Source organism: Methylobacterium sp. Leaf117 (genome assembly GCF_001422985.1).
Classification (GTDB): Bacteria; Pseudomonadota; Alphaproteobacteria; order Rhizobiales; family Beijerinckiaceae; genus Methylobacterium.
In genome coordinates, this window is sequence record NZ_LMNL01000034.1 from 928,026 (window position 1) to 950,709 (window position 22,684).

General features: G+C 69.8%; 17 protein-coding genes. 11 read left to right on the top strand and 6 right to left on the bottom strand.

Going from position 1 to position 22,684, the window contains the following annotated elements:
• Positions 1-24 precede the first annotated feature (24 nt).
• Positions 25-1,569: a sodium:proton antiporter gene (locus tag ASF57_RS18875; protein WP_056485865.1), complete on the bottom strand. Its 1,545-nt coding sequence runs from the start codon at positions 1,567-1,569 to the stop codon at positions 25-27.
• A gap of 66 nt (positions 1,570-1,635) precedes the next feature.
• Positions 1,636-2,145 carry an OsmC family protein gene (locus ASF57_RS18880; protein WP_056187905.1) on the bottom strand — a complete coding sequence of 170 codons (510 nt, stop codon included), beginning with the start codon at positions 2,143-2,145 and terminating at the stop codon, positions 1,636-1,638.
• A gap of 227 nt (positions 2,146-2,372) precedes the next feature.
• On the opposite strand from ASF57_RS18880, the gene ASF57_RS18885 reads away from it, so the two are divergent.
• From ASF57_RS18885 to ASF57_RS18895, 3 genes are all read left to right on the top strand, one after another.
• Positions 2,373-3,248 (top strand): cell envelope integrity EipB family protein, encoded by an 876-nt coding sequence (locus ASF57_RS18885; RefSeq protein ID WP_244477008.1) that lies wholly within the window; start codon positions 2,373-2,375, stop codon positions 3,246-3,248.
• A 243-nt stretch (positions 3,249-3,491) separates the two neighbouring features.
• Positions 3,492-4,067: a PilZ domain-containing protein gene (locus ASF57_RS18890; protein WP_056187908.1), complete on the top strand. Its 576-nt coding sequence runs from the start codon at positions 3,492-3,494 to the stop codon at positions 4,065-4,067.
• 473 nt (positions 4,068-4,540) lie between these two features.
• Entirely contained in the window at positions 4,541-6,895 is a 2,355-nt protein-coding gene (locus ASF57_RS18895; protein ID WP_056485872.1) for an EAL domain-containing protein, read from the top strand.
• Between the two features lie 22 nt (positions 6,896-6,917).
• Here ASF57_RS18895 and ASF57_RS18900 read toward each other — a convergent pair whose 3' ends face one another.
• On the bottom strand, positions 6,918-8,222 hold the full coding sequence (locus tag ASF57_RS18900) for an NAD(P)/FAD-dependent oxidoreductase (RefSeq protein WP_056187915.1): 1,305 nt from the start codon (positions 8,220-8,222) through the stop codon (positions 6,918-6,920).
• A gap of 206 nt (positions 8,223-8,428) precedes the next feature.
• Between ASF57_RS18900 and ASF57_RS18905 the strand changes: the two genes are divergently transcribed.
• The 4 genes from ASF57_RS18905 to ASF57_RS18920 all read left to right on the top strand — a co-directional run bounded on the left by ASF57_RS18905 (position 8,429) and on the right by ASF57_RS18920 (position 14,052).
• Complete coding sequence (locus ASF57_RS18905) at positions 8,429-9,145, top strand: sulfate transporter family protein (RefSeq protein ID WP_056485875.1); 717 nt, start codon at positions 8,429-8,431, stop codon at positions 9,143-9,145.
• A 242-nt stretch (positions 9,146-9,387) separates the two neighbouring features.
• A complete protein-coding gene (locus ASF57_RS18910) occupies positions 9,388-10,527 on the top strand; it encodes a complex I NDUFA9 subunit family protein (protein WP_056485878.1) in 1,140 nt (379 codons plus the stop codon).
• 57 nt (positions 10,528-10,584) lie between these two features.
• Positions 10,585-11,967, top strand: coding sequence for a glutamate--tRNA ligase (gene gltX / locus ASF57_RS18915; RefSeq protein ID WP_056485882.1), 1,383 nt, complete (start codon positions 10,585-10,587; stop codon positions 11,965-11,967).
• A gap of 162 nt (positions 11,968-12,129) precedes the next feature.
• Positions 12,130-14,052, top strand: a complete 1,923-nt coding sequence (locus ASF57_RS18920) for an ABC transporter ATP-binding protein/permease (RefSeq protein WP_056485885.1) — start codon at positions 12,130-12,132, stop codon at positions 14,050-14,052.
• A 24-nt stretch (positions 14,053-14,076) separates the two neighbouring features.
• Here ASF57_RS18920 and ASF57_RS18925 read toward each other — a convergent pair whose 3' ends face one another.
• A complete protein-coding gene (locus ASF57_RS18925; protein ID WP_056187929.1) occupies positions 14,077-15,657 on the bottom strand; it encodes a LysM peptidoglycan-binding domain-containing protein in 1,581 nt (526 codons plus the stop codon).
• 221 nt (positions 15,658-15,878) lie between these two features.
• Here ASF57_RS18925 and ASF57_RS18930 point away from each other — a divergent pair, with 221 nt between their 5' ends.
• The gene (locus ASF57_RS18930) at positions 15,879-16,481 is read left to right on the top strand and encodes a TIGR00730 family Rossman fold protein (RefSeq protein WP_056187932.1); all 603 of its coding nucleotides are present in this window, start codon (positions 15,879-15,881) and stop codon (positions 16,479-16,481) included.
• A gap of 42 nt (positions 16,482-16,523) precedes the next feature.
• On the opposite strand, the gene cysS is transcribed toward ASF57_RS18930, so the two are convergent.
• Positions 16,524-17,903: a cysteine--tRNA ligase gene (gene cysS, locus ASF57_RS18935; RefSeq protein WP_056187935.1), complete on the bottom strand. Its 1,380-nt coding sequence runs from the start codon at positions 17,901-17,903 to the stop codon at positions 16,524-16,526.
• A 322-nt stretch (positions 17,904-18,225) separates the two neighbouring features.
• Here cysS and ASF57_RS18940 point away from each other — a divergent pair, with 322 nt between their 5' ends.
• Entirely contained in the window at positions 18,226-18,567 is a 342-nt protein-coding gene (locus ASF57_RS18940) for a hypothetical protein (RefSeq protein WP_056187938.1), read from the top strand.
• Between the two features lie 66 nt (positions 18,568-18,633).
• On the opposite strand, the gene ASF57_RS18945 is transcribed toward ASF57_RS18940, so the two are convergent.
• Positions 18,634-19,152, bottom strand: a complete 519-nt coding sequence (locus ASF57_RS18945) for a CreA family protein (RefSeq protein ID WP_056485888.1) — start codon at positions 19,150-19,152, stop codon at positions 18,634-18,636.
• A 161-nt stretch (positions 19,153-19,313) separates the two neighbouring features.
• Here ASF57_RS18945 and ASF57_RS18950 point away from each other — a divergent pair, with 161 nt between their 5' ends.
• Complete coding sequence (locus tag ASF57_RS18950; RefSeq protein WP_082504170.1) at positions 19,314-20,336, top strand: DUF2865 domain-containing protein; 1,023 nt, start codon at positions 19,314-19,316, stop codon at positions 20,334-20,336.
• A gap of 1,367 nt (positions 20,337-21,703) precedes the next feature.
• Positions 21,704-22,645, top strand: coding sequence for an OmpA family protein (locus tag ASF57_RS27390; RefSeq protein WP_348528136.1), 942 nt, complete (start codon positions 21,704-21,706; stop codon positions 22,643-22,645).
• Positions 22,646-22,684 lie beyond the last annotated feature (39 nt).

The following is a 22,684-nucleotide window of genomic DNA, read 5'->3' on the forward strand; positions in this document are numbered from 1 at the left end:
GCCGCGGGAAATCGGTCTTGGGTTTCAGGTCTCGGCCCTGGGCGTCGCGTTCAGCTCGGCCCAGTCGAACTCCTCCTCCAGCACATAATAGGCGTCGTCGCCGATCTCGCCGGTGCGGCGCAGGGCCAGAACCCGGTCGCGGGCGGCCTCGATGGCGCGGCGTCGGGCGGCATCGGCCGGCAGGGCTTCGGCGGCGAAGCCCGTATCGCGCGCCTCGGCCTGCTCCAGCGCGATGCGGAACTCCTCGCACAGAGCCCGCGAGGGCGCATCCTCCGCATCCTCCAGGGTCTTCAGGGCGGCCCGGAAGGCCTCCGTGCGGCCGTGCCCGACCTCGCGGCCGACGGGATCGTTGTCCTCGAGCCCGAGGCGGCCGAGCAGGAGACGCAGGGTCAGGCCCTGGATCGTCAGGGTGCCGATGATCACGCAGAAGGCGGTCAGCACGATCAGGTCGCGATAGGGGAAGGCCGGCGCGCCCTCGGGCAGGGCCAGCGCCGTCGCGATGGTGACGATGCCGCGCATGCCCGCCCAGGACACGGCGATCCCGGCCGAGAGGCCGCGGTCGCGGGTCTCGGCCTCGTCGGCACCGAGACGGGCGAGATGGGCCGCTGGCAGGACCCAGGCCAGGCGGACAACCACAACCGTGAGGAACACCGCCGCACCGACCAGGGCATAGGAGATCTGCTGCGCCCGGGTCAGGCGTTCGAGGATCGGCCCGATCTGCAGTCCGATCAGCACGAAGGCGAGGACGTTGAGCACGAACACGGCCGTGTCCCAGACCGCGTACGAGACGATGCGGGTGCGCGGCGGGGTGCGGCCGGGCGCGATCCGGGCGGCCGTGATCGCGAAGGTGACCACCGTGAGCACGCCGGAGAGATGGAAGGCCTCCGCGCCCATCCAGATCGCGAAGGCGGCCACGAATTGCAGCACGATGATGCTCGGCGTGTCGGCAACCGGGCGCATGGCGGCACTGTAGATCAGCGCCAGCACCGGGCCGATGACGAGGCTGCCGAGGATCTCGCCGATGAGGATCGGCACCGTCTCCGTCAGCGAGAAGCTGCCGGTGACGGCCGCCATGACGCCGAGCCGGTAGATCAGCAGCGAGCCGGCGTCGTTGAGCAGGCTCTCGCCGCGCAGGATCGTGGTGAGGCGGTGCGGCAGGGAGACCTGGCGCAGCACCGAGAGAGCCGCCACCGCGTCCGGCGGCGCCACCACCGCGCCGAGCACGATGCAGGCGGCCCAGGGCATGTCGGGCACAAGCCCCTTCACCACCACGGCCACGGCCGCCGTCGTCGCCACCACGGCTCCGAAGGCGAGGCCGGCGATCGGCCGCCAGTGGGTGCGCAGGTCCCGGACCGACGTGTCGTAGCCGGCATCCAGCAGGACGGGAGCGAGGAACAGGGCCAAAGCCAGTTCCGGATCGAGCACGAGGTTCGGCACCGCCGGAACGAAGGCGAGGCCAATTCCGCCGAGTGCCAGGAACACCGGGTAGGGGGCACCCAGCCGGCGGGCGAGGCCCGCCAGGAGCACGGCGCCGAACAGGACGCCGACGATCCACTCGAAAATCATCATACTGTGGGGAACACATCATTACGGCGCCGGGATCACGCATCCGGGCACGAAAACGTCACGCGCGGCTCAGCCCTGCGCGAGGACCACCGCCAGATCCGGCTTGTGGTTCAGGGTCTGGAACACGACGCAGTAGCGCTCGGTCAGCTTGAGCAACTGGTCGAGTTTGTCCTGGGGGGCGTCGGTGTCGAGGGCGAAGGCGAGCCGGATCGCCCGGAAGCCCACGGGCGCCTCCCGGTCGACCCCCAGGGTGCCGCGGAAGTCGAGGTCGCCCTCGGCGCTGACGGTGCCGGATCGAAGCTCCACGCCGATCGCGGTGGCCACCGCCTTCAGGGTGACGCCGGCGCAGGCCACCAGCGCCTCCAGCAGCATGTCCCCGGAGCAGAGTTCGGCGCCGGAACCGCCGGTGGCCGGGTGCAGGCCCGCCACCGCGAGGGCGCGTCCGGTCTCGACCTTGCAGGCGATCGACGTATCGTCGAGGCTGCCGCGGGCGCGCAGGGTGACGACGGCGGAACCGGGGGCGTTGCGGTAGCGGTCCTTGATCGGGGCCTGGAGCGAGCGCAGGGTATCGGCGTCCATGGGCGTATCCTCTCTCCCGTCCGGTGTTTCTCCCGTCCGGTGTTGGTTCCGTCCCGGATGCGCGTCGGGCTCCGGGGTTCTTCTTCACCGGGGATAGGTAGGGCGCGCGTTGCGGCGCGGCGAATGCAGCGGTGCCCGAACGAACCTCGCTCGCGCGGGCGGGATGCCCTATCTCAGGGGCTCCGGCGGGTGTCCGCACCCCCGGCCCGACCCTGTCAGGAGAGTTCATGCGTCGTTCCAGCGTGAGTGCAGAAGCCGTGATGGCGCGCGTCGCGAGTCCCGGTCTCGCGGCCGGCCTTGTCCTGTTCGCCACTGCGGCGGGGGCCGCCTCGCCGATCACCCTCGCCAATCACCGCGCCGTCTACGATCTCTCGCTCGCCGAGAGCAGCGGCACCCGGGCGGTGGAGAGCGCGCGCGGGCGCATCGTCATCGAATTCACCGGTGATGCCTGCAAGGGCTACACGATGCAGACCCGGCAGGTGACGGTGCTGGAGAGCGGCGAGACCGGCAGCCGGACCTCCGATCTGCGCAACACCACCTTCGAGAGCGGGGATGGCCACAGCTACCGCTTCAAGACCAGCACGGTGCTCAACGGAACGCCGGGCCAGACCGTGGATGGCACCGCTGAATCGACGCCTGACAGCCTGAAGGTGAAGCTCAAGGAACCCAAGCGCGACCAGTTCCAGGACTCCGGCGAGGTCCTGTTTCCCACGTTGCACATGCGCCGTCTGATCCAGGCCGGGCGCGACGGGCAGACCACCGTCTCGGTCAAGGTCTTCGACGGCTCCGATGACGGGCGCAAGGTCTACGACACCCTCGCGGTCATCGGCCGGCCGGGTCTGGCCCCGGCGGCCACCGACAAGGCGGCGGAGCGCGACAAGCCGCTCAAGGACGGTCCCATGGCAGCCCTGCCCCACTGGCCCGTGACCCTGAGCTATTATGTTCCGGGCCAGGGCGAGCGCACGCCGATCTACGTCCTCAACTTCGATCTCTACGAGAACGGTGTCAGTGGCGCGCTGCGCCTCAACTATGGCGAGTTCGCCGTGGTCGGAGACCTGACGCGCCTCGACACCCTGCCGTCCAGCACCGATTGCCAGCGCTGAGGCGGGGCGGATCGTCCGGTAGAGCCCGTCTCCAGGGTGCGGGCCAACGCTTGCGGAGCAAGGCTCGTAGGCGAAGGGTCGCGGGTCGCCTGCTCTTGCACCGGTTCGCGCTTGGCCCGCGGGGCTGCCGCGACGGTCCTGATTTCCTCTGCAAGAAACCGTTATTCCGTCAAATTCTCAGCGTTGCCGTAAAGGTTTATCGGATGGCGGGTGTCTTAGTGATCCTGCAACCGCAGGACGGTCATGGGCGAAGCTATCACATCATCATCGACACGTCTGATCCTGCCCGCCCTCTGTTGGAACCGTCAGCGCTCGGATTTTTACGCGGTCACGGCCGACGTGTCGGTGCTCGGCCTGCGTTTTCGCTCCTCGGTCGTGCCGGATCCGGGTGAAACCCTGTCGTGCAGCATTCGCCACGCGGGCTCCCTCGAAGCCCAGGTCATCGAATGCGGCAAGGAGCACTTCGTGACCCGGGTGCTCCGGGCCGAGGCACCGCTCCCGGTTATCGTTCGACGGCTTCTTGAGCTCGCCGCCGACCAGAACGGTGACGACGTGCCCCAGCGCGCGCATCCGCGTTTCGTGCCCGATCATCCGGACATCCTCGTGACCATGGCGTGCGGCACGCAGATCCCCGGTCGCCTGATCAACGTCTCGGCCTCGGGCGCTGCCGTGAGGATCGACGTTCCCCTGGAGCCGGGCACGCAGATCACGCTCGGCCGGACGCCTGCGACGGTCGCCCGCTGCTTCGGAGAGGGCATCGGTGCGGCGTTCCTGCAGCCGCTGCCGGCAGCGGAACTCGGCCCCCATATCCTGCTGTGAGCGAGGATGGTCCTGGCTGGGACTGTCGAAGGCCTCTGTGCTGAACCAAATCAGTTCTCATCTAAGACGGGCACCATTATGGACCAGATAGGGTGGGTCCTGATCTTTGTTGGTGCAATCTAGGCGTTGTCAAAGCCCGGACTGTAATTAAGCTTTTATCAAATGATGGGGAATAGCCTTCGGTCTCGCCTTCCCGTTGGAGGCCGGACGATGTGATGTGCGGACGAAGCACGCATCCGAGGGCCGCCGACCTCCGTTCGGACAGCCCGATCCGGTAAGCCTTCGCTGCCGGCGGATCGCCGAAGATCGTGAGTCTGATGCCACGCGCGCCTGACCTTTTTCGCGCCAGACCCGTCCTGCCCACCGCACCGCTTGCGGCCTCCGCCGGCGGTCCGCGTTTGCCGGATGTGGCCCGGGGACGCTCGGTGAGCGATCGTATCCGATCCCCGGCCCCTGCCGGCGCGGAGCCGGCAGTGAGACCCGCCGTGTTCCGGGGGAGGACCGGCCTTACGAATCGCTACGACCTGGAGGCGCGGGCCGGCCATCTCGACGAGGTGCTACAATTCGCTCCTTATCTCGCCCTCACCCATACGGTGATCGCCGGCGCCGTCCTGGTGCTGTTCTGGAGTGGGACTCACCAGGTCTATCTGACGACCCTGTTCTTCAGCGTCGTCCTCACCGTCACCCTCGCGACGATCGGAGCCTGGCGCTACCGCCTGCAGCGTCTCAAAGTGGCCGACATCGTCGCCGGACATCGGATCGCCGTCCTGTTCGCGCTGATTCTCGGGCTATCCTGGGGCAGCATGCCGCTGGCCCTCTTCCCGGCTCCGGGCACCACCGACCGGATCTTCGTGGTGGCTCTCTGCGCCGGCCTGATGGCCACCACCTATACCTTCGGCTCGCTGCCTCACCTCGGCCTCGTCTATTGCGTTCCGCTCGCCTTGGGGAGTCTCGCAGCCCTGATCCTGGACGGAGCCGTGTCCAGCTGGTGGCTGGCGATGCTGATGGGGATCTATTCGGTCTTCGTCGCCTTCACCGCCGGGCGGATGGGCCGCCTCTCCGAACAGCGGATCATCGATCGCGTCCGGGTCAGCGAGCAGAACGAGACGATCAGCCTGCTGCTTCACGATTTCGAGGCGAGCACCAGCGACTGGCTCTGGGAGACCGATGCCGAGGGCCGGCTTCAGCACGTGTCCGAACGCATCGGCGAAGTGGCCGGGGAGCCGCCGCAACTCCTGCGGGAAACGCCGCTGGAGGCCCTGTTCCTCGGCGTGCGTGATCCACGCCCGATGACTCAGGAGATCGCCGATGTTCTCACCCTCGTGGCCGAGCGCAGGGCGTTCCGCGAGCGCGTGGTCGAGGTCACGATCGGGGGCCTGACGCGCTGGTGGCGCATCAGCGGCCGTCCCATCCTCGACGACGGCGACACCTTCCTGGGATTTCGGGGCGTCGGCTCGGACGTTACGGATACGCATCAGTCGGAAGCACGCATCGCCTACCTGGCGAGCTATGATCCACTCACGGGCCTTGCCAACCGGACCCTGTTCCAGGACATGGCGGCTCAACTTTGTGCCCGCGCGCGCACCACAGGCGAAGCCTGTGCGCTGCTCTATGTTGATCTCGACGGCTTCAAGTTCGTCAACGACACGTTCGGCCATGTCCTCGGCGATACCCTGCTTGCCCAGGTGGGGCAGCGCCTGACCGGGACAGTCGCGCCCGGGGCGCAGGTCTCACGGCTCGGGGGCGACGAGTTCGCCATCCTCCTCGCCGGCGTGGACGAGGATGCCCTGATCACCCTGGGGAAGCGAATCATCGGGGCGCTGAGCATGCCCTATACCCTCAATGGCGTTCAGGTGGAGATCGGTGCCAGTATCGGCCTCGCCCAGGCGCCGCGCGATGCGCACAATCCGGAGGGACTGCTCAGCAAGGCCGATCTCGCGCTCTACCGCGCCAAGGCCACGGGGCGGGGCAATGTCTGCGTGTTCTCGACCGACCTGGAAGCCTCGATGCGCCGGCGGCACGAGATCGAGGTGGATCTCAAGCGCGCGGTGGCCCAAGGCGAGTTCACCCTGCACTACCAGCCGCTCGTCAGCCTCGATGGCGGCCGGATTCACACCTTCGAGGCCCTGCTGCGCTGGACGCGCAGCTCCGGCGAGTCGGTATCGCCGGCCGATTTTCTTCCCGTCGCCGAAGCCTCGGGCCTGATCAGCCAGATCGGCCGCTGGGTTCTGATGCAGGCCTGCCGGGAGGCTGCTCACTGGCCGGAGGACATCCGGCTCGCGGTCAACCTCTCGCCGATCCAGTTCCGGAACGGCGACCTCATCGCGGAGGTGAGACAGGCGCTCGAAGCGAGCGGGTTGCCACCGAAGCGCCTGGAGATCGAGGTTACCGAGTCCGTGTTCTTCGAGATGAACGCAACCACCATCGCCAATCTGAACGCCCTGCGCGCCCTCGATATCCGCGTGGCGCTCGACGATTTCGGCACCGGCTACTCGTCGTTGAGCTATCTGATCCGGTTCCCCGTCGACAAGATCAAGATCGATCGCTCCTTCATCAAGGACATGGACAGCCGGCCCGAATGTCTGGCGATCATCGAAGCGATCCTCGCGCTTGCGCGCAAGCTCTCGATCACCGTCACCGCCGAGGGGGTCGAGACGGCGGAGCAGGCGCAGATGCTGAAGGCGAGCGGCTGCGACGACATCCAGGGCTTCCTCTTCAGTCGCGCCCGGCCGGCGGCCGAAATCCCGCACCTCATCACCGCCCTGCCGATGCGGTTCTGCGAGGTCTTCCCGCGCCTTCCGGTGCCGTTCCAGCGTGCCGTCGCGTGACGGGCACTCGCTTGAGCCGCGCCTATCTCCGCACGGCGTCGGCGACGGCCTCGGCCGTCCGCATGCCCTCGGCATAGGCGCCTCCCGCCGTGCCCCATTGCAGGCGCGACAGAGCCTCGCCGGCGAACCACACCCGGTCGGCCACGGGCGCCTGCAGCAGCGCCCGTGCGCCGGCATGGCCCGGCGGCACCACCGCCCAGGAGCCGCGCGCCCAGGGATCGTGACGCCACTCGCTCACGGCCGGGATGGTCAGGTCGTGCAGGGCGCGAGCGCCGAAATGCGCCATCAAGGTCGCGCGCACCAGCCTGCGGACGCCATCCGGCCCGGCCCGGCGCGCGTCGAGGGCGGCGGCCATGGGCGCGTCGAGTTCGAAGAAGTGGAACGGCGTGCCGTCGATGCGGGTGAGAAGGCCTGGACTGGCCTCGCGTCCGCCGACAAGGGATGCGAGCCGGTCCGCCCCCCGGAACGGACAGGACGGCCAGTGCAGCACCGCGTGCTCGTAGATGCCGGTGGTGAAGCCCGCGATCGCGTTCGCGACCTCCGGAGGGAGTGCCGGGGTGAAGAGCGGGGCCGCCCGCAGCACCATGGTGGGAATCGTGACGATGACGGCCTTCGCCGTGACGGGCCCGGACCCCGTCTCCACCCGCACGCCCGGGCCGGACCAGTCGATGCCAGTCACCGGTGTCTCCAGGGCGACCGGCAGCCCGTTCGCAAGGCGGGCGAGATAGCCGCCGTAGCCGCCGGCGATGAAGTGGTTGTCGCCGTACTCCATGCTGGGGAAGTCCTGGAGCGAGACGCGGCTCAGCGCTTGTCCGGAGACGAGGCCGTGGACCCGCTCCACCCGCCGGCCCCAGGGCCCGAGCCCGGGCGGCAGGGCGGTGGCGGCCGGCCGGTCCGGCTCCTGCCAGGCGGCCTGGGTGCTCATGGCCCGGTCGGCCACCGCGAAGGCCCGGCCGAGCGCCGCTGCCTCGGCCGGGCGCCCGCGTCGGCGCCCGACCCAGAGATGGCTCGCCTGCGCGGCCACCCGCAGGGGCTCGCCCCGTGCGGTCCCGAGCTGCACCAGCGGGTTGATCGGTCCCGCATGCAGCCAGTGCCCTCCGAGATCGACCGCGTGCCCCCGCAGCGGCACGGTGAGCAGCCGGCCGCCGACCCGGTCTCGCGCCTCCAGCACCGCCACCGAAACCCCGCGCGCCAGCAGGCTCCGGGCCGCCGCGACGCCGGCGGCTCCCGCGCCGATGACGATCACCTCCGGGTCCTGTGGCAGGGGCGCCAGGCGCGGGGCGAGGCTCGGGCGGCGACCTTCATGCGCGGGGCGTGACGTCCTCATGGATGACGGTCTCGTTCCTGTCTCGGCGATGCGCGAGGGCCTACCAGAGGACGCGGCGGCGGGACACTGCGCGGTTCGCTCCTGCGTGGCGCGCCCTTGCGTCGAGGGGCGTCGATCGCCAGAACCGGGCGGAGACGGCGCGCGCGGGGGCGACGCAGCCCGGACCAGACCAACCTGACGGACACGAGACCACAGGATATCCCGGCATGCTCTTCCGCGCCGCCCTCGCCGCCATCCGGCAGGTGTTCTCACCCCCCTTACGCGCGATCCTGTGGAAGTCTCTCGCGCTCACCCTGGGCATCCTCGTCCTGGTCTGGTTCGGGCTGACGCGGGCGATCAACTGGTTCCTGTCGCAGCACCACCTCTCGGTGGATTATCCCTTCCTCGACACCCTGGCGGTGTTCTTTGCCGGGGCGGGGCTGTTCGTGGGCCTCGCCTACATCATGCCGGCGGTCTCGATCCTGGTGGCGGGCTACTTCCTCGACGACGCGGCCGAGATCGTCGAGCGCACGGACTTCCCCGCCGACCCGCCCGGGATCGCCCTGCCGCTCGGGACCGCGATGCTCTACGCCCTGCGCTTCGCCGGCCTCGCCCTGTTGGTGAACCTCGTGGCGCTGATCCTGTTCTTCGTGCCCGGCGTCAATCTCGTGGCGTTCTTCGGCGCCAACGCCTACCTGCTGTCGCGCGAGTATTTCGAGCTGGCCGCCGGGCGCTTCCGGCCCATGACGGAGGCCGGAGCCATGCGCCGGCACTACGGCGGCACCACGCTCCTGGCCGGCGCGCTGCTCGCCGGTCTCATGGTGGTGCCGGTGCTCAACCTGCTCACGCCGCTCTTCGGCATCGCCCTGATGGTGCATGTCCACAAGGGTTTGAGCCGGCGCATGCCGCTGGCCGGTCCGCAGGTCCAGCCTCGCCTGCGCTGAGGTTTCACGGCCGGACGGTTTTGGTTTTTCCAGGCAAACCCCGCAGGACAAGCCTCCCAGGAACAGTCGCGTAGGGCCAGCCCTGCGAAAACACCCCGGGGCGAAATTCACCGGGCGATCTCCCGTCCGCGATGGAAGTGTTCTAGATACGCTGCAACAGGCTAAGGACCGGCGCCGGTCCGCCGCCCCGCTCAGGGGTGCGGCACGGCGCGCAGGGGCCGCTTTTCGAGACCCAGAGAGCGATGACCGGCTTCGAGACCCTTCCCCTGACCCGCCCCGCCTCGCAGCTCGTCACCGTGTTCGGCGGATCGGGCTTCCTCGGGCGCCACGTGGTGCGGGCGCTCGCCAAGCGCGGCTACCGTATCCGGGTGGCCGTGCGCCGGCCCGATCTCGCCCTGTTCCTGCAGCCGCTCGGCAAGGTCGGCCAGATCGTCGCCGTCCAGGCCAATCTGCGTTACCCCGAGTCGATCGCCCGGGCGGTCCACGGGGCCGATATCGTCGTCAACCTCGTGGGCATCCTGCAGGAGACCGGCAAGCAGAGCTTTTCGCAGTTGCAGGCGGAAGGAGCGGGCGAGATCGCCCGGGCGGCCGCGGCCGTCGGTGCGCCCCTGGTCCACGTCTCGGCCATCGGCGCCGACGCGCACTCGTCCTCGCACTATGCCCGCACCAAGGCTCTCGGCGAGGCCAAGGTGGCCGAGGCCGGTGGTCCCTTCGTGATCCTGCGGCCCTCCCTGGTGTTCGGGCCCGGCGACAGCTTCTTCAATCGCTTCGCCTCGCTGGCCCGGGCGCTGCCGGTGCTGCCCCTGGCCGGGGCCGGGTCCCGCTTCCAGCCTGTCTACGTGGCCGACGTCGCGGAAGCCGTGACCCGGGCCGTCGAGGGCCACGTGCCCGCCGGCAAGGTCTACGAACTCGGCGGCCCCGAGGTCGAGACCCTGGAATCGCTGGTGCGCTACATGCTCAAGGTCACGCTGCGCAAGCGGGTGGTTCTCGGCCTGCCGCAGCCGGCCGCGATGCTCCAGGCCCGCGCTCTCGAGGTGGTCGACACCCTGACCCTCGGCCTCTTGCCGGACAGTCTCAAGCTCACCCGCGACCAGGTCATTCTGCTCCAGAGCGACAACGTCGTGTCGGACGCCGCCAAGGCCGAGGGCCGCACCCTGGAGGGCATCGGCCTCCAGCCCACCGCCATGGAGGCGGTGGTGCCGGGCTACCTCTGGCGCTTCCGCAAGGCCGGCCAGTTCGCCAAGGTGCAGGAGTTCGAGAGCGCCATCCCCGAGACCCTGACGCCCAAGCCCTTCGTGCCGCGCAGCGGCAGCGGCCCGGCTCTGGGACCGGATTCGAACGCGCCGAGCCGGATGGGCGTGAGATGGGGCACCCGGGGCTGAGGCTTTCGCCCGCCGCCGGAGTCCTCAGGGCCGGCGAAATGGTCTAGAGGGCGCCTCATGACTCACGCCACCTCGCCCCAGGCCGACACGCTCCCAGCCGGCGCACCCCTCGTGCGCTTCGCGCCATCCCCCACCGGCTACCTGCATATCGGCAACGCCCGGCCGGCCCTGCTCAACGCCCTGTTCGCGCGGGCGCGGCACGGCCGCTTCCTGCTGCGGCTCGACGACACCGACCGGGAGCGCTCGACGCAAGACTTCGCCGACGCCGTGGCCGAGGATCTCGCCTGGCTCGGGATCGTGCCCGACCTGTTCGCGAAGCAATCCGACCGGGTCGCGATCCACGACGCGGCCGCCGAACGCCTGAAGGCGTTGGGCCGGCTCTATCCCTGCTACGAGACGCAGGAAGAGCTGGAACGCCGGCGCCGGCGCCAGCTCGGGCGTGGCCAGCCGCCGATCTACGACCGGGCCGCCCTCTCTCTCTCGGAGGCCGAGCGCGCCGCCCTGGAGGCAGAGGGGCGCACGCCGCACTGGCGCTTCAAACTCGATGCCCGCACCGTGGCCTGGGACGATCTCGTGCGCGGCCCCGCCCATGTCGATTGCGCCTCGCTCTCCGATCCGGTGCTGATCCGCGCCGACGGCAGCTACCTCTACACCCTGCCCTCCGTGGTCGACGATGCCGAGATGGGCGTCACCCACGTGATCCGGGGTGAGGACCACGTCACCAACACGGGCGTGCAGGTGCAGATCTTCGAGGCTTTGGGCAGCGCGATCCCGATTTTCGGGCACCACAACCTGCTGACCACGGCGGACGGGGAGGGGCTCTCCAAGCGCCTCGGCCATCTCTCGCTGCGCGGCCTGCGCGCGGCCGGCTACGAGCCCGGCGCCGTGCGCTCGCTGGCAGTGCTCACCGGATCGGCCGAATCGGTCCGTGCCGTGGCGAGCCTCGACGAGCTTGCCGGGTTGGTGGACCTCGCCCAGATCTCGCGGGCGCCGGCGAAGTTCGATCCGCATGAACTCGACGGGCTCAACGCCCGCCTCGTCCATGCCATGCCCTACACGGAGGTGGCCGACCGGCTCGCGGATCTCGGTATCCCGGCGGAGCGCGCCGAAGCATTCTGGGAGGCGGTGCAGCCGAACCTGGCCAAGGTCTCGGAGGCGGGCGACTGGTGGCGCGTGGTCGCCGGCCCGGTCGCTCCCGTCATCGCCGACCCGGCCTTCATCGGGGCCGCCGCCGCGCTGCTGCCGGACGAGCCCTGGAACGGGGAGACCTGGAAAGCCTGGACGGGGGCGGTGAAGGCAACCACGGGGGCCAAGGGCAAGGCGCTGTTCATGCCGCTGCGCCTCGCGATCACCGGGCTGGAGCACGGGCCGGATCTCGCCGGCCTGTTGCCGCTGATCGGACGGGACGCGGTGGCACGGCGCCTCTCGGGCGAGGGGTGATCGGGCGCGCCTCTGCGGCGCACGCACACCCGCTCCGCTCGGCCAGCTGCCCGCTCCGCTCGACCGGGTGCATGCTCCCGCTCGACCAGGTGACTGTCACCGGCGGCCCGGGGCGCCTATATGCGGGCTCGACGCCATCTTCATCCCGAGCCCCTGATCCGTATGAGCACCGACCCCGCCCCGGCGGCCCCGGTTCGGCCTGAGCCGTCCGCGCGGCCCGGCCTCGTGGCCACCTATCGTCGCCTTTGGCCCTATCTGTGGCCCTATGGTCGGCCCGATCTGCAGCGGCGCGTCTTCCTCGCCTTCGGCCTGCTGATCGTCGCCAAGTTCGTCACCATGGTGACGCCCTTCACCTTCAAATGGGCCACCGACGCCCTGGTGGCGCTGACCGACCCCAAGCCGGGTGCGGCCATCCCCGTCGGGCTGTTCGCCGCTCCGATGCTGCTGATCGGCCTCTACGGCCTGTCCCGCATCCTCATGGCCGGGCTGACGCAGGTGCGCGACGGGCTCTTCGCCAAGGTGGCGATGCACGCCGTGCGCCGCCTCGCCCTGCAGACCTTCGAGCACATGCACCGGCTCTCCCTGCGCTTTCACCTGGAGCGCAAGACCGGCGGCCTCACCCGCGTGCTGGAGCGTGGGCGCGGCGGCATCGAGGAGCTGTCGCGCCTGATGGTGCTGACGCTGGTGCCCACCATCGTCGAGTTCCTGCTGGTCATCGGCGTGCTCGCCTACGAGTTCGACTGGATCTACTCGGTGGTGGTGTTCGTGATGGTGGCAGCCTACCTCGCCTTCACCTGGAAGGCGACGCAGTGGCGCATCGAGATCCGGCGCCGGATGAACAATTCCGACACCGACGCCAACACCAAGGCCGTCGATTCGCTGCTGAACTTCGAAACCGTGAAGTATTTCGGGGCCGAGCAGCGCGAGGCGGAGCGCTACGACGCCTCGATGGCGAAGTACGAAAAGGCCTCGACGCAGACCTACGTCTCGCTGGCGGTGCTCAACGCCGGACAGGCGGTGATTTTCACCATCGGCATGACCATCGTGATGTGGCTGGCCGCGCGCGACATCATGGCCGGGCGCACCACGCTCGGCGGCTTCGTGCTCGTCAACACCATGCTGGTGCAGCTCTCGATGCCGCTCAATTTCATGGGCATGATCTACCGCGAGATCAAACAGGCCCTGATCGACATCGACGACATGTTCCAGATCCTGCACCGCAACCCGGAGATCGCCGATCGGGCGGGCGCGTTGCCGCTCGCGATCTCGGACGGCGTGGTGCGGTTCGAGGACGTGCGCTTCGCCTACGATCCCGCCCGGCCGATCCTCAAGGGCGTCAGCTTCGAGGTGCCCGCCGGCCGTACGGTGGCGATCGTCGGCCCCTCCGGTGCGGGCAAGTCGACCCTGTCGCGCCTCCTGTTCCGGTTCTACGAGCCGCAGATGGGCCGCATCCTCGTCGACGGTCAGGACATCGCCCAGGTGCGCCAGGCGAGCCTGCGGGCGGCGATCGGCATGGTCCCGCAGGACACGGTGCTGTTCAACGACACCATCGGCTACAACATCCGCTACGGCCGGTGGGACGCCACCGACGCGGAGGTCCGGGCCGCCGCCTCGCTGGCGCAGATCGACCGCTTCATCTCCGCCCTGCCGGAGGGCTACGACACGCCCGTGGGCGAGCGCGGGCTCAAGCTCTCGGGCGGCGAGAAGCAGCGCGTCGCCATCGCGCGCACCATCCTCAAAGGGCCGCCGATCCTCGTCCTCGACGAGGCGACCTCGGCCCTCGACTCCTTCACCGAGCGGGAGATCCAGGATGCGCTGGACACCGTGAGCCAGGGCCGCACCACCCTGGTCATCGCCCACCGTCTCTCCACCGTGGTCAATGCCGACGAGATCATCGTCCTCGACAAGGGCGTCATCGTCGAGCGCGGCGACCACGGCACGCTTCTGGAGCGGGACGGCGTCTACGCCTCGATGTGGAGCCGTCAGCGCGAAGCGGACGCCGCCCTGGAGGTGCTCCAGCGCAGCGAGGACGTGCTGCCGGTCCCGAAGGCCCGCCCGGTGCTGGCGTCGGAACCGGCGGAATAGGGGCTCGAACCGGGGCTTGGCGCTTCAGCCCCGCGGGTCGGTCTGCGGCACCGCCGCGGTCCCGTCGCCGGGCAGGACGAAGATCTGCCCGGGATAGATCAGGTCCGGGTTGCGGATCTGCGGCTGGTTGGCGTCGTAGATCACCGTGTAGCGGGTGCCCGTGCCGTAGATGCGCCGGCTGATCTGCCACAGGCTGTCGCCCCGGATGATCCGTGCCGTCCCGACCTCCGGCACGAAGACCGAGGGGCTTCGTTCCGTGGCGGCCCGGGCCGGCGTATCCGGCGCCTCCGCGCGGCCGGCAGGGGCCTGCGAGGCGGGCGTTGCCGATTCGGGAGGAGCGGGCGGTTTGGCCACGGCCATTCGGGGCATCGCTGCCGGAAGGGCTGCTGGCGTCCCCGGCGTTCCCGGGGCCGGAACCGCCGGCCCCTGCGCCAGCTTCGCACCGGGGGACCGTGCGGGCGAGGCCGAAGCGGTCGGTGTTCCGGGCTTCGCGGCGACCGGGACGGTGAAGGGCACCTCGGAACGGGTCTTCACCTTGCCGGAGACAGGGTCGACCTGATCCACCCGGATCGTGTACGCGCCGGGCTGGACGCCGCGCCCGATCGTGAACGCTACGCGACCGTCGGCGCCGACGCTGCCCGGCGCCACCAGGGCGTCGTTCAGGTAGAGCCGCACGGTCGCGCCCGGCGGGGCCTGACTGGTCACGTAGAGGCGGCCGCCATCCTCCGCCTCGACGCTGACGATCTTGAGCGGGGCCGTGGGGTCCGGCGCGGCCGCGCCCGGCTGGCCCGACCTGGCTTCGGTGCCCGTGTCCGCCCTTTGCTGCAGGCCCGGGACATTCTGGCCCCCGGGACCGGGCATGGTCATTGCGAGCCGGTTGTCCGCAGCGGCGCTTCGGGCTTCGGCCTGGCGGGACTCCGCCGCGCCGGAGCCTGGCGCTGCGGCCGTCGCGACCGGATCCGGCTGGGAGAGCACGATGGTGGGTTTATCGGGGGAGGTGAGGGCGATGAGGGGCTTGGTCCGACGATCGGGGGCCACCACCACTGCCACGCTGTCTCGCGAGACGCGCTCCTGCCCATCGGCGCTGGAGGCCCGCAGGGTGATCTCACTGTTGCCCACGGGAAGCGCCGGGGGAACGATGGCGAACTGGCCGGAGGGATCGACGAGCGCACGGGCAATCGGCGCGTTGTCGCGCAGCAACTCCACGGTGGTGTTGGGCGCGGCGCGCCCCGCGATCACTGTCTCGCCGTTGGGCTCGACCCGGATGATGTCGAAGGTCGGCGCCTCTGTCCCGGCGGACGCGCCCAGTCCCGGCGCCGGGGGCTGCCGGACCGCCCGCGCCGCCGGGGGCTTTCCCGCCGGCGACGCCCCCTCCCCGGGGCGCGGGTCCGGCTCGGCCTGGGCGCTCGAGCCCGGGACCGCTCCCGGCCGGGCTTCCTCCGTCGGGGCGGTGGGCGCCGCCGCCAGGGCTGCACGGTCCCGGTCGGTGCCCTCGACACTGCGCTTGAACAAGGTGCTCGCGCCATAGAGGGTGACCACGAGGGCGAAGCCCGCCAGAAGCCCCACGCAGGCCAGGAAGATGCTCCGTCGCAACTCCGCCCTCATGACACCCCACTCCCTTGTCGACCGGCGCGGCGGCCGAAACACCGTCGTCGCCGGATCGAGCCCGTCGACAAACCGGCGATTGATGGCGACATATTAGCGAACATGATCGGAACACCAAATCACATCCGCCGTCGCATGGCCGGATCTTCCGTAAAATCAGCAGTTTGGCTCGTGGACAGGGACGGGTCCGTCCTGGTTGCGACGCATCAGAGAGGCCCGGCATGGCTCGGTTGAGGACGGTCTGCGTCTATTGCGGCTCGGGGTTCGGGGGCGATCCGGCCTTCACCACGGCGGCCGTGACCCTGGGCAAGGCCTTGGCGGAGGCGGGGATCGGCCTCGTCTATGGCGGGGGCAATGTCGGCCTGATGGGCACCGTCGCCCGCGCGGTCCTCGACCATGGCGGCCACGTCACCGGCATCATTCCGGATTTCCTGAAATCGCGCGAGCGCATGCTCGAAGAGATTCAGGAGACCATCGTGGTGGAAGACATGCACACCCGCAAGCGGCTGATGTTCGAGCGTTCCGACGCCTTCGTGGCCCTGCCGGGCGGCATCGGCACCCTGGAAGAGCTGGTGGAGCAGCTCACCTGGGCCCAGCTCGGCCAGCACAACAAGCCGATCCTGCTGCTCTCGGTGGCGGATTTCTGGACCCCGTTGCTGACCCTCCTCGATCACATGCGAACGCAGGGCTTCATCCGGGAAGGGCTCGACCTGAGCTACCTCGTGGCGACCGAGGCGGCCGACGTGGTCGGCCTCCTGCGCGACGCGGCCGGGTCCGTCGAACCCGCCCCGGCCGCCGAGGCCCTGGTGGCCGAGCGGTTCTGACCGAAGGGCGTCGCGGCGACCGATCAGGTCACGGTGACCTGATCAGGTCACGACGCTCCAGGTCGTGCCGTCCTTGCCGTCCTTGACGGCGATGCCCAGCGCGAGGAGTTCGTCGCGAACACGATCCGACGCAGCCCAGTCCTTGGCGGCCCGGGCCGCGCGTCTGGCCTCGATCAGGGCCTCGACGCGGGCGACGTCGATCCCAGCCGCCTGGATCGTTCCCTGGTCGCGGGCGGATTTGGTCTGCGTGAGTAGCCCGAGAAGGTTCGCACCGGCCTTGAGTGCCGCCGGATCGTCGAGGCGGTGCAACTCGGCGAGCGCGGCGGCCGTATTGAGGTCGTCGAGTAGCGGCTCCAGCACCGTCTCGGGGAGCGCCGGCGCCGGCGCGCCATCGCCCACGAGTCCGTACCAGCGCTCAAGCATCCGCGCGGCCTCTTCGAGGCCACGCAGGGTCCAGTCGATCGGCTGGCGGTAATGGGTCTTCAGCATGGCGAGCCGGGCGACCTCGCCAGGCCAGTCCTTCAGCACGTCGCGGATGGTGATGAAGTTGCCGAGCGACTTCGACATCTTCTCCCCCTCGACCTGGAGGAAGCCGTTGTGAAGCCAGACATGGGCCATCACGTCGGTGCCGAAGCAGCAGCGGGACTGTGCCACCTCGTTCTCGTGGTGGGGAAAGATCAGGTCGATGCCGCCCGCATGGATGTCGAAGCGCTCGCCGAGGTGCCGCCATGACATCGCCGAGCACTCGATGTGCCAGCCCGGCCGGCCCGGCGCCGCGATCCCGCATGGTGAGGGCCAGGACGGCTCGCCGGGCTTCGAGGGTTTCCACAGCACGAAGTCGAGGGGGGAGCGCTTGTAGGGCGCGACCTCGACGCGGGCGCCGGCCTCCATCTCGTCCAGCGGGCGCTTCGAGAGCGCGCCGTAATCCGGCATCGAGGGCACGTCGAACAGCACGTGCTCCGCCGCCACATAGGCATGTCCGGCCTGCACCAGCCCGGTGATGATGGTGTGCATCTCGGCGATGTGGTCGGTGGCGCGCGGCTCGATGAAGCGCGGGCGCTGACCCGCCACGTTCACATCCTCCGACATCAGCACGCCGAGTTCGCGGATGTCGGCGTGGAAGGTCTTCAGCGTCCCGTCGGTGAGTTCGCGGATGGTGATGCCGCGCTCGGCCGCCCGCGCGTTGATCTTGTCGTCCACATCCGTGACGTTGCGCGCGTAGGTGACGTGCGCCTCACCGTAGAGGTGGCGCAGCAGGCGGAACAGCAGGTCGAAGACGATGATCGGCCGGGCATTGCCGATATGAGCGGCATCGTAGACCGTCGGGCCGCAGGCATACATCCGCACGTTCGTCGGATCGATCGGCGTGAAGACGGCCTTCTCGCGGGTCAGCGTGTTGTAGAGCCGCAACATCGAGGCCATGAATCTTCCCTTGAATCGTCCCTTGCGTCCCGGACCCCCACCCGGCCCGTCCGAGCGTGAGACCCGCACCGCGTTGGTATCTCGCAGCTTTTGCCGCGACAGGCCAAGCCGGCGCCACATCGTCGCCGCCTTCCGCCCGGCGACCTGTTGCGCTGAGGCGACGGCCTGACGGCACGTCCTGCGCTACCTCAAATCCATGAGCAATTCGAGAACGACGCCGAACCGGCATTCGTCGAAAACCCTGTCGCGGAGAAAGGGTTTGTTAACCCCGTGCCGTGAAGTTTTCGCCTCAGACGCTTCCGACATCAGCAAGGTTCTGCCCATGCGCCGCGTGACCGCCCATCTCGGCGCTCTCCTCGCCTTCGCCCTGACCGCACACGTCGCTCTGGCTGCCGGCGACGGCGAGAGCCCCGCCAAGGTGCCGGCCACCGTCGAGAAGACGTTCCTGATCCCGTCGAGCGAGGGATACGGTGTCGGCGACTGCCTCACCAACGGCGACAGCGCCTGCGGGCAGGTGGTGGCCAATGCCTGGTGCGAGGCCCAGGGCTTCGCTTCGGCCGGTTCCTTCGGCGTCGCTGCCCAGGACGAGTATACCGGCGCGATCCCGGCCGCCCCGGTGGTGAAGCCCGCCGAGCGCCCGATCCGGATCACGTGCCAGGATTGATCGCCTCCACCGACGCTCTTGCGCCTGGTCGCCGACCCCGCCACGGGGCCGGCTTCCACAGGCGGTCTACTTCTCCATGAAGGCGTCGCAGCGCGGCGGCGGTTCGGTGCCCCAGGGCATCAGCGGCACGGCCGAGGTCGAGTTCTTGGGTGACCCCTGGATGACCTTGTCCGAATAGACCATGTAGATCAGCGTATTGCGCTTGGCGTCGCAGCCCCGCACGATCTGCATCGACTTGAAGATCAGCGAACGCCGCTCGCTGAACACCACTGCACCCTGCTTGAACTTCTCCTTGAACTGCACCGGGCCGACCTGTCGACAGGCCAGCGAAATGTCGGAGACATCCTCGGCGAGGCCGAGCGTGCCCTTGATGCCGCCCTTCTCCGGCTGCGTATACCAGCAGGCGACGCCGGCTACGGACGGATCGTCGATCCCGTAGACCACCAGCTTGTCGTTGGGCGTGAGCGGGCGCCACACGGTCGACTTGTCGAAGATGCGATCCGCATCGTCCGCCCGCACCGGATGTGCGACGAGGCCGAGCCCCAACGCCAGCGCGCAGCCTGTGAGACCCCGAAGCCACATCATCGTATCATTCCCCTCGGTTTGTTCGGGGCGCATGTGGGAAGGGTGTCGCCGCCGTGCGAGGGTCGCTAAGTAACGTGTGTTGTCCTCGTTCGCCATCGCTTCGCCGAGATCCGCCGTCGGATTCCGTGCGGCGGCGTCCCGCCATCCTTCGCAATCAGGCCATGCCGCTGATCCCTCTCCAGATCCGCACGCTCGTCCGGGTGCTCGCCGGCGTCCTTGCCGCCCTTCCTGTCGCCCTGGCGATGACGGGGGCCGCCGAGGCGCAGAATGCGGCCTGCCTGCGCTACCGCTCCGAACTCGCGAGCCTCAGCGACGGAGCCAGCACCGCGCGGGCGCTGCAGAATGAGATCGGGCGACTGAACGCCTATTACCGCACGCTCAGCTGCGAGGGTGGCAAGTTCCTGTTCTTCGATTCCCGCCCCCCGCAATGCGGCGCGGTCGAGCAGCGCATCCGCGCCCTCAATGCCGGTTACGGCGCCGAGAACGGCGAGGTCACGGCCGCGCGCCGCCGGCAGCTGACCGAGGCCATCGCCGCCACCTGCACCGATGCGGCGAGCCGCACCCTCCTCAAGGCCGACGGGCCGGCCGGGGAGGCGCGTGCGCGGGGTGGCTCGCAGGTGGTCTGCGTCCGCACCTGTGACGGCGCCTACTTTCCGATGAACAATCTTCCGGACGGGCGCGAGGGCGCGGACGAGCTGTGCCAGGCGCTCTGCCCCGGGGCCGAGGCCGCCGCCTACTCGATGCCCCACGGGGACGAGGCCCTCAAGCAGGCCGCAACCCTGAAGGGGAGCCGTGCCTACACGGCCCTGCCGAACGCCTTCAAGTTCCGCACGTCCTTCACGCCGAACTGCTCGTGCAAGCGCGAGGGACAGACCTGGGCGCAGTCGCTGGTCAAGGCCGAGAGCATGCTGGTGCGGCACAAGGGCGACATCTTCGTCACGCCGATGCAGGCCGAGGCCCTGTCGCGTCCGCCCAAGGTGCGCCTCACCCTGGTGGGCCGGGCCGACAAGACCGCCGCGGAACTCGCGGCCGACGTCGCCAGCCGCCGTGCCGCCGGGGCGACGGACAGTGCGGCTGCGCCGGTACCAGCCGCCACGAGCCCGGCCGCCGGCGAGGAGCGCCAGCCGGTGCGGATCATCGCCCCGAACCTCTTCTCGACGGCGACGCGCCAGGGCGTGCAATAACGCCAGGATATCGGAGGTCAGAAGATCCGGTTCGAGGAGTTCCGGTTCCAAGAGTTCCGGTTCCAAGAGCTCCGGGGCTGGGAGATCCGGGGCCGAGTGCCCTGACGCCAAGCCGTCCGGAGAGGCGGACGGCCATGCTCGGTATCGGGAACCATCCGGCTCGCATTCTGTTCCGAAGGCCACATCAACGACGTGAGTGACCTTCGATGCGGCGCATCCGCCACCTCCTGCTGACCGGCACGGTTCTCCCTGCGCTCCTGCTGTCCGGACCCAGCTCTGCTCGGCCGGATACCGTCCCGGGCGGGGCGATCCTGCTGGCCCAAGGCGGGCCGGGTGAAGGACCTCGGGGGGGTGAAGGACCTCGCGGGGGTGAAGGGCCGCGCGGAGGCCAACCGCCGGGCGGTCGAGAACGACCCGAGCCGCGCCAGGAGCGTCCCGAACCCCGCCCCGAGCGTTCGGCACCCCGTCCCGAGCCGCGCCAGGAGCGCCCTGAACCGCGCCAGGAACGCCCGGAGCCGCGCCAAGAGCGTCCCGAACCTCGCCAAGAGCGTCCCGAACCTCGCCCCGAGCGTTCGGCACCCCGTCCTGAGCCTCGCCAGGAACGCCCGGAACCCCGCCAAGAGCGCCCGGAGCCGCGCCAGGAGCGCCCGGAACGGCCGACGCGTGAAGATCGCCCGGCGCGGGAGGAGCGCGGCGGGGCACCCGATCGCGATCCGACGCAGAATCGTCGCGCGCCCGGTTCCGAAGCGCCGGGCGAGCGCTCCGGTGCGCCGCCGGCCGCACGCGAGCGGTCTCCCGAGCGGCCGAATGCACCCGAGCGTCCCACCGCATCCGAACCTGCCCGCCCCGCGCAACCCCAGCTTCGCCAAGCCCCGGCTCCGACACCGACCGCGCCCGAGATCCGCAATCCGGCGAACCCCGCCAGCCCGACCGTCCCGGGAGCCACGCAGCCCGCGCGCCCGAACCCGCCCGCAGAGCCGCGTGCACCCGCCCCGGACGCCAATCCGCCGGCACCGGTCGCCCCGAATGCCCGGCCGGGCGTACCCGGCCGTCCGTTCACGCCGCCGGGTGCTCCGAACCCGGACCCGCAGCGTCCGGACGGGCGTCCCGGTGCGGGTGCGAATCCCGTCGAATCCCGCCCTGACCGGGACGGTCCCGCCCAGGGATCCCGCGAGCTGAATCGCGACGATGCGGTTCGGTCCGATTCCCGGCCGGCCGAGACCCGGCGCGACGGTGTCGATCGCCGTGATTCCGGTGATCCACGCGCCGGAGGCATCGACGATCGTCGAGAGGACCGCGAGCGGCGGGACGCCTTCGAACGGCGCGAGCCTCGCACCGGCTTCAACGCGCCGGGGCGCCCGGGCTACGTGCCGGGCGGGTTCCGGGATGACGACGATGTCCGCGACTACGATCAGGTCCGCCGCGACCGGCGCGAGTTCTCGGAAGGCGGGCGGACCTACATCCGCGAGCCCGGCCGCATCATCGTGCGTGATCGCGACACCTACTTCATCCGTCACGACGAGAACGAGCGTTTCCGCGATCTGGACCGGCGGGCCTATCGCAGCGAACGGCGCGGCGGCGACACCATCACGTATCTCGGCCGCCCCGGCGGCGAGCAGATCGTCACCATCGTGGATGATGACGGCCGTCTCGTACGCCGCTCCCGCCGCTTCCGGGACGGGCGCGAGGTCGTGATCATCGACAACAGCTTCGGCGGGGGCGTGCGCCGGCCGATCTACGACGACGTGGTCGAACTGCCGCCGCCGGACATCCGCATCCCCCGCAATCGCTACGTTGTCGATTACGACGGAGCGGATGAGGGTGCCGTCTACGAGGCCCTGTCGGCCCCACCGGTGGTGGCGGTCGACCGGCGCTACACCCTCGATCAGGTGCGCTACAGCCCGCAGCTGCGCGCCCGTATGCGCAGCGTGGACATCGATACCATCAACTTCGACACCGGCTCGTTCACGGTGACGCCGGATCAGGCCGCGCGCCTCGCCACCATCGCGGCGGCGATGAACCGGGCGATCAAGGCCAATTCGCAGGAGGTGTTCCTCATCGAGGGATACACCGACGCGGTGGGGGCCGACGTCGACAACCTCTCGCTCTCCGACCGCCGCGCGCAGTCGGTGGCCACCGTGCTGACGCAGACCTTCCAGGTGCCGCCCGAGAACCTGACCACGCAGGGTTATGGCGAGCAGAACCTGAAGGTGAACACGCAGAACGCCGCGCGCGAGAACCGGCGGGTGACCGTCCGCCGTATCACGCCGCTGATCCAGCAGCAGGGCGAGGCGGCGCCTCCACGCTGAAACCAGGATGCGGCGACCGGGGTCCGAAAGCCTCCGGTC

Excerpts from the sequence above, each read along its gene's own strand:
- ASF57_RS18875 (WP_056485865.1), bottom strand. The coding sequence starts at position 1,569 with ATGATGATTTTCGAGTGGATCGTCGGCGTCCTGTTCGGCGCCGTGCTC.
- ASF57_RS18880 (WP_056187905.1), bottom strand. The coding sequence starts at position 2,145 with ATGGACGCCGATACCCTGCGCTCGCTCCAGGCCCCGATCAAGGACCGC.
- ASF57_RS18885 (WP_244477008.1), top strand. The coding sequence starts at position 2,373 with ATGCGTCGTTCCAGCGTGAGTGCAGAAGCCGTGATGGCGCGCGTCGCG.
- ASF57_RS18890 (WP_056187908.1), top strand. The coding sequence starts at position 3,492 with ATGGGCGAAGCTATCACATCATCATCGACACGTCTGATCCTGCCCGCC.
- ASF57_RS18900 (WP_056187915.1), bottom strand. The coding sequence starts at position 8,222 with ATGAGGACGTCACGCCCCGCGCATGAAGGTCGCCGCCCGAGCCTCGCC.
- ASF57_RS18905 (WP_056485875.1), top strand. The coding sequence starts at position 8,429 with ATGCTCTTCCGCGCCGCCCTCGCCGCCATCCGGCAGGTGTTCTCACCC.
- ASF57_RS18910 (WP_056485878.1), top strand. The coding sequence starts at position 9,388 with ATGACCGGCTTCGAGACCCTTCCCCTGACCCGCCCCGCCTCGCAGCTC.
- gltX (WP_056485882.1), top strand. The coding sequence starts at position 10,585 with ATGACTCACGCCACCTCGCCCCAGGCCGACACGCTCCCAGCCGGCGCA.
- ASF57_RS18920 (WP_056485885.1), top strand. The coding sequence starts at position 12,130 with ATGAGCACCGACCCCGCCCCGGCGGCCCCGGTTCGGCCTGAGCCGTCC.
- ASF57_RS18925 (WP_056187929.1), bottom strand. The coding sequence starts at position 15,657 with ATGAGGGCGGAGTTGCGACGGAGCATCTTCCTGGCCTGCGTGGGGCTT.
- ASF57_RS18930 (WP_056187932.1), top strand. The coding sequence starts at position 15,879 with ATGGCTCGGTTGAGGACGGTCTGCGTCTATTGCGGCTCGGGGTTCGGG.
- cysS (WP_056187935.1), bottom strand. The coding sequence starts at position 17,903 with ATGGCCTCGATGTTGCGGCTCTACAACACGCTGACCCGCGAGAAGGCC.
- ASF57_RS18940 (WP_056187938.1), top strand. The coding sequence starts at position 18,226 with ATGCGCCGCGTGACCGCCCATCTCGGCGCTCTCCTCGCCTTCGCCCTG.
- ASF57_RS18945 (WP_056485888.1), bottom strand. The coding sequence starts at position 19,152 with ATGATGTGGCTTCGGGGTCTCACAGGCTGCGCGCTGGCGTTGGGGCTC.
- ASF57_RS18950 (WP_082504170.1), top strand. The coding sequence starts at position 19,314 with ATGCCGCTGATCCCTCTCCAGATCCGCACGCTCGTCCGGGTGCTCGCC.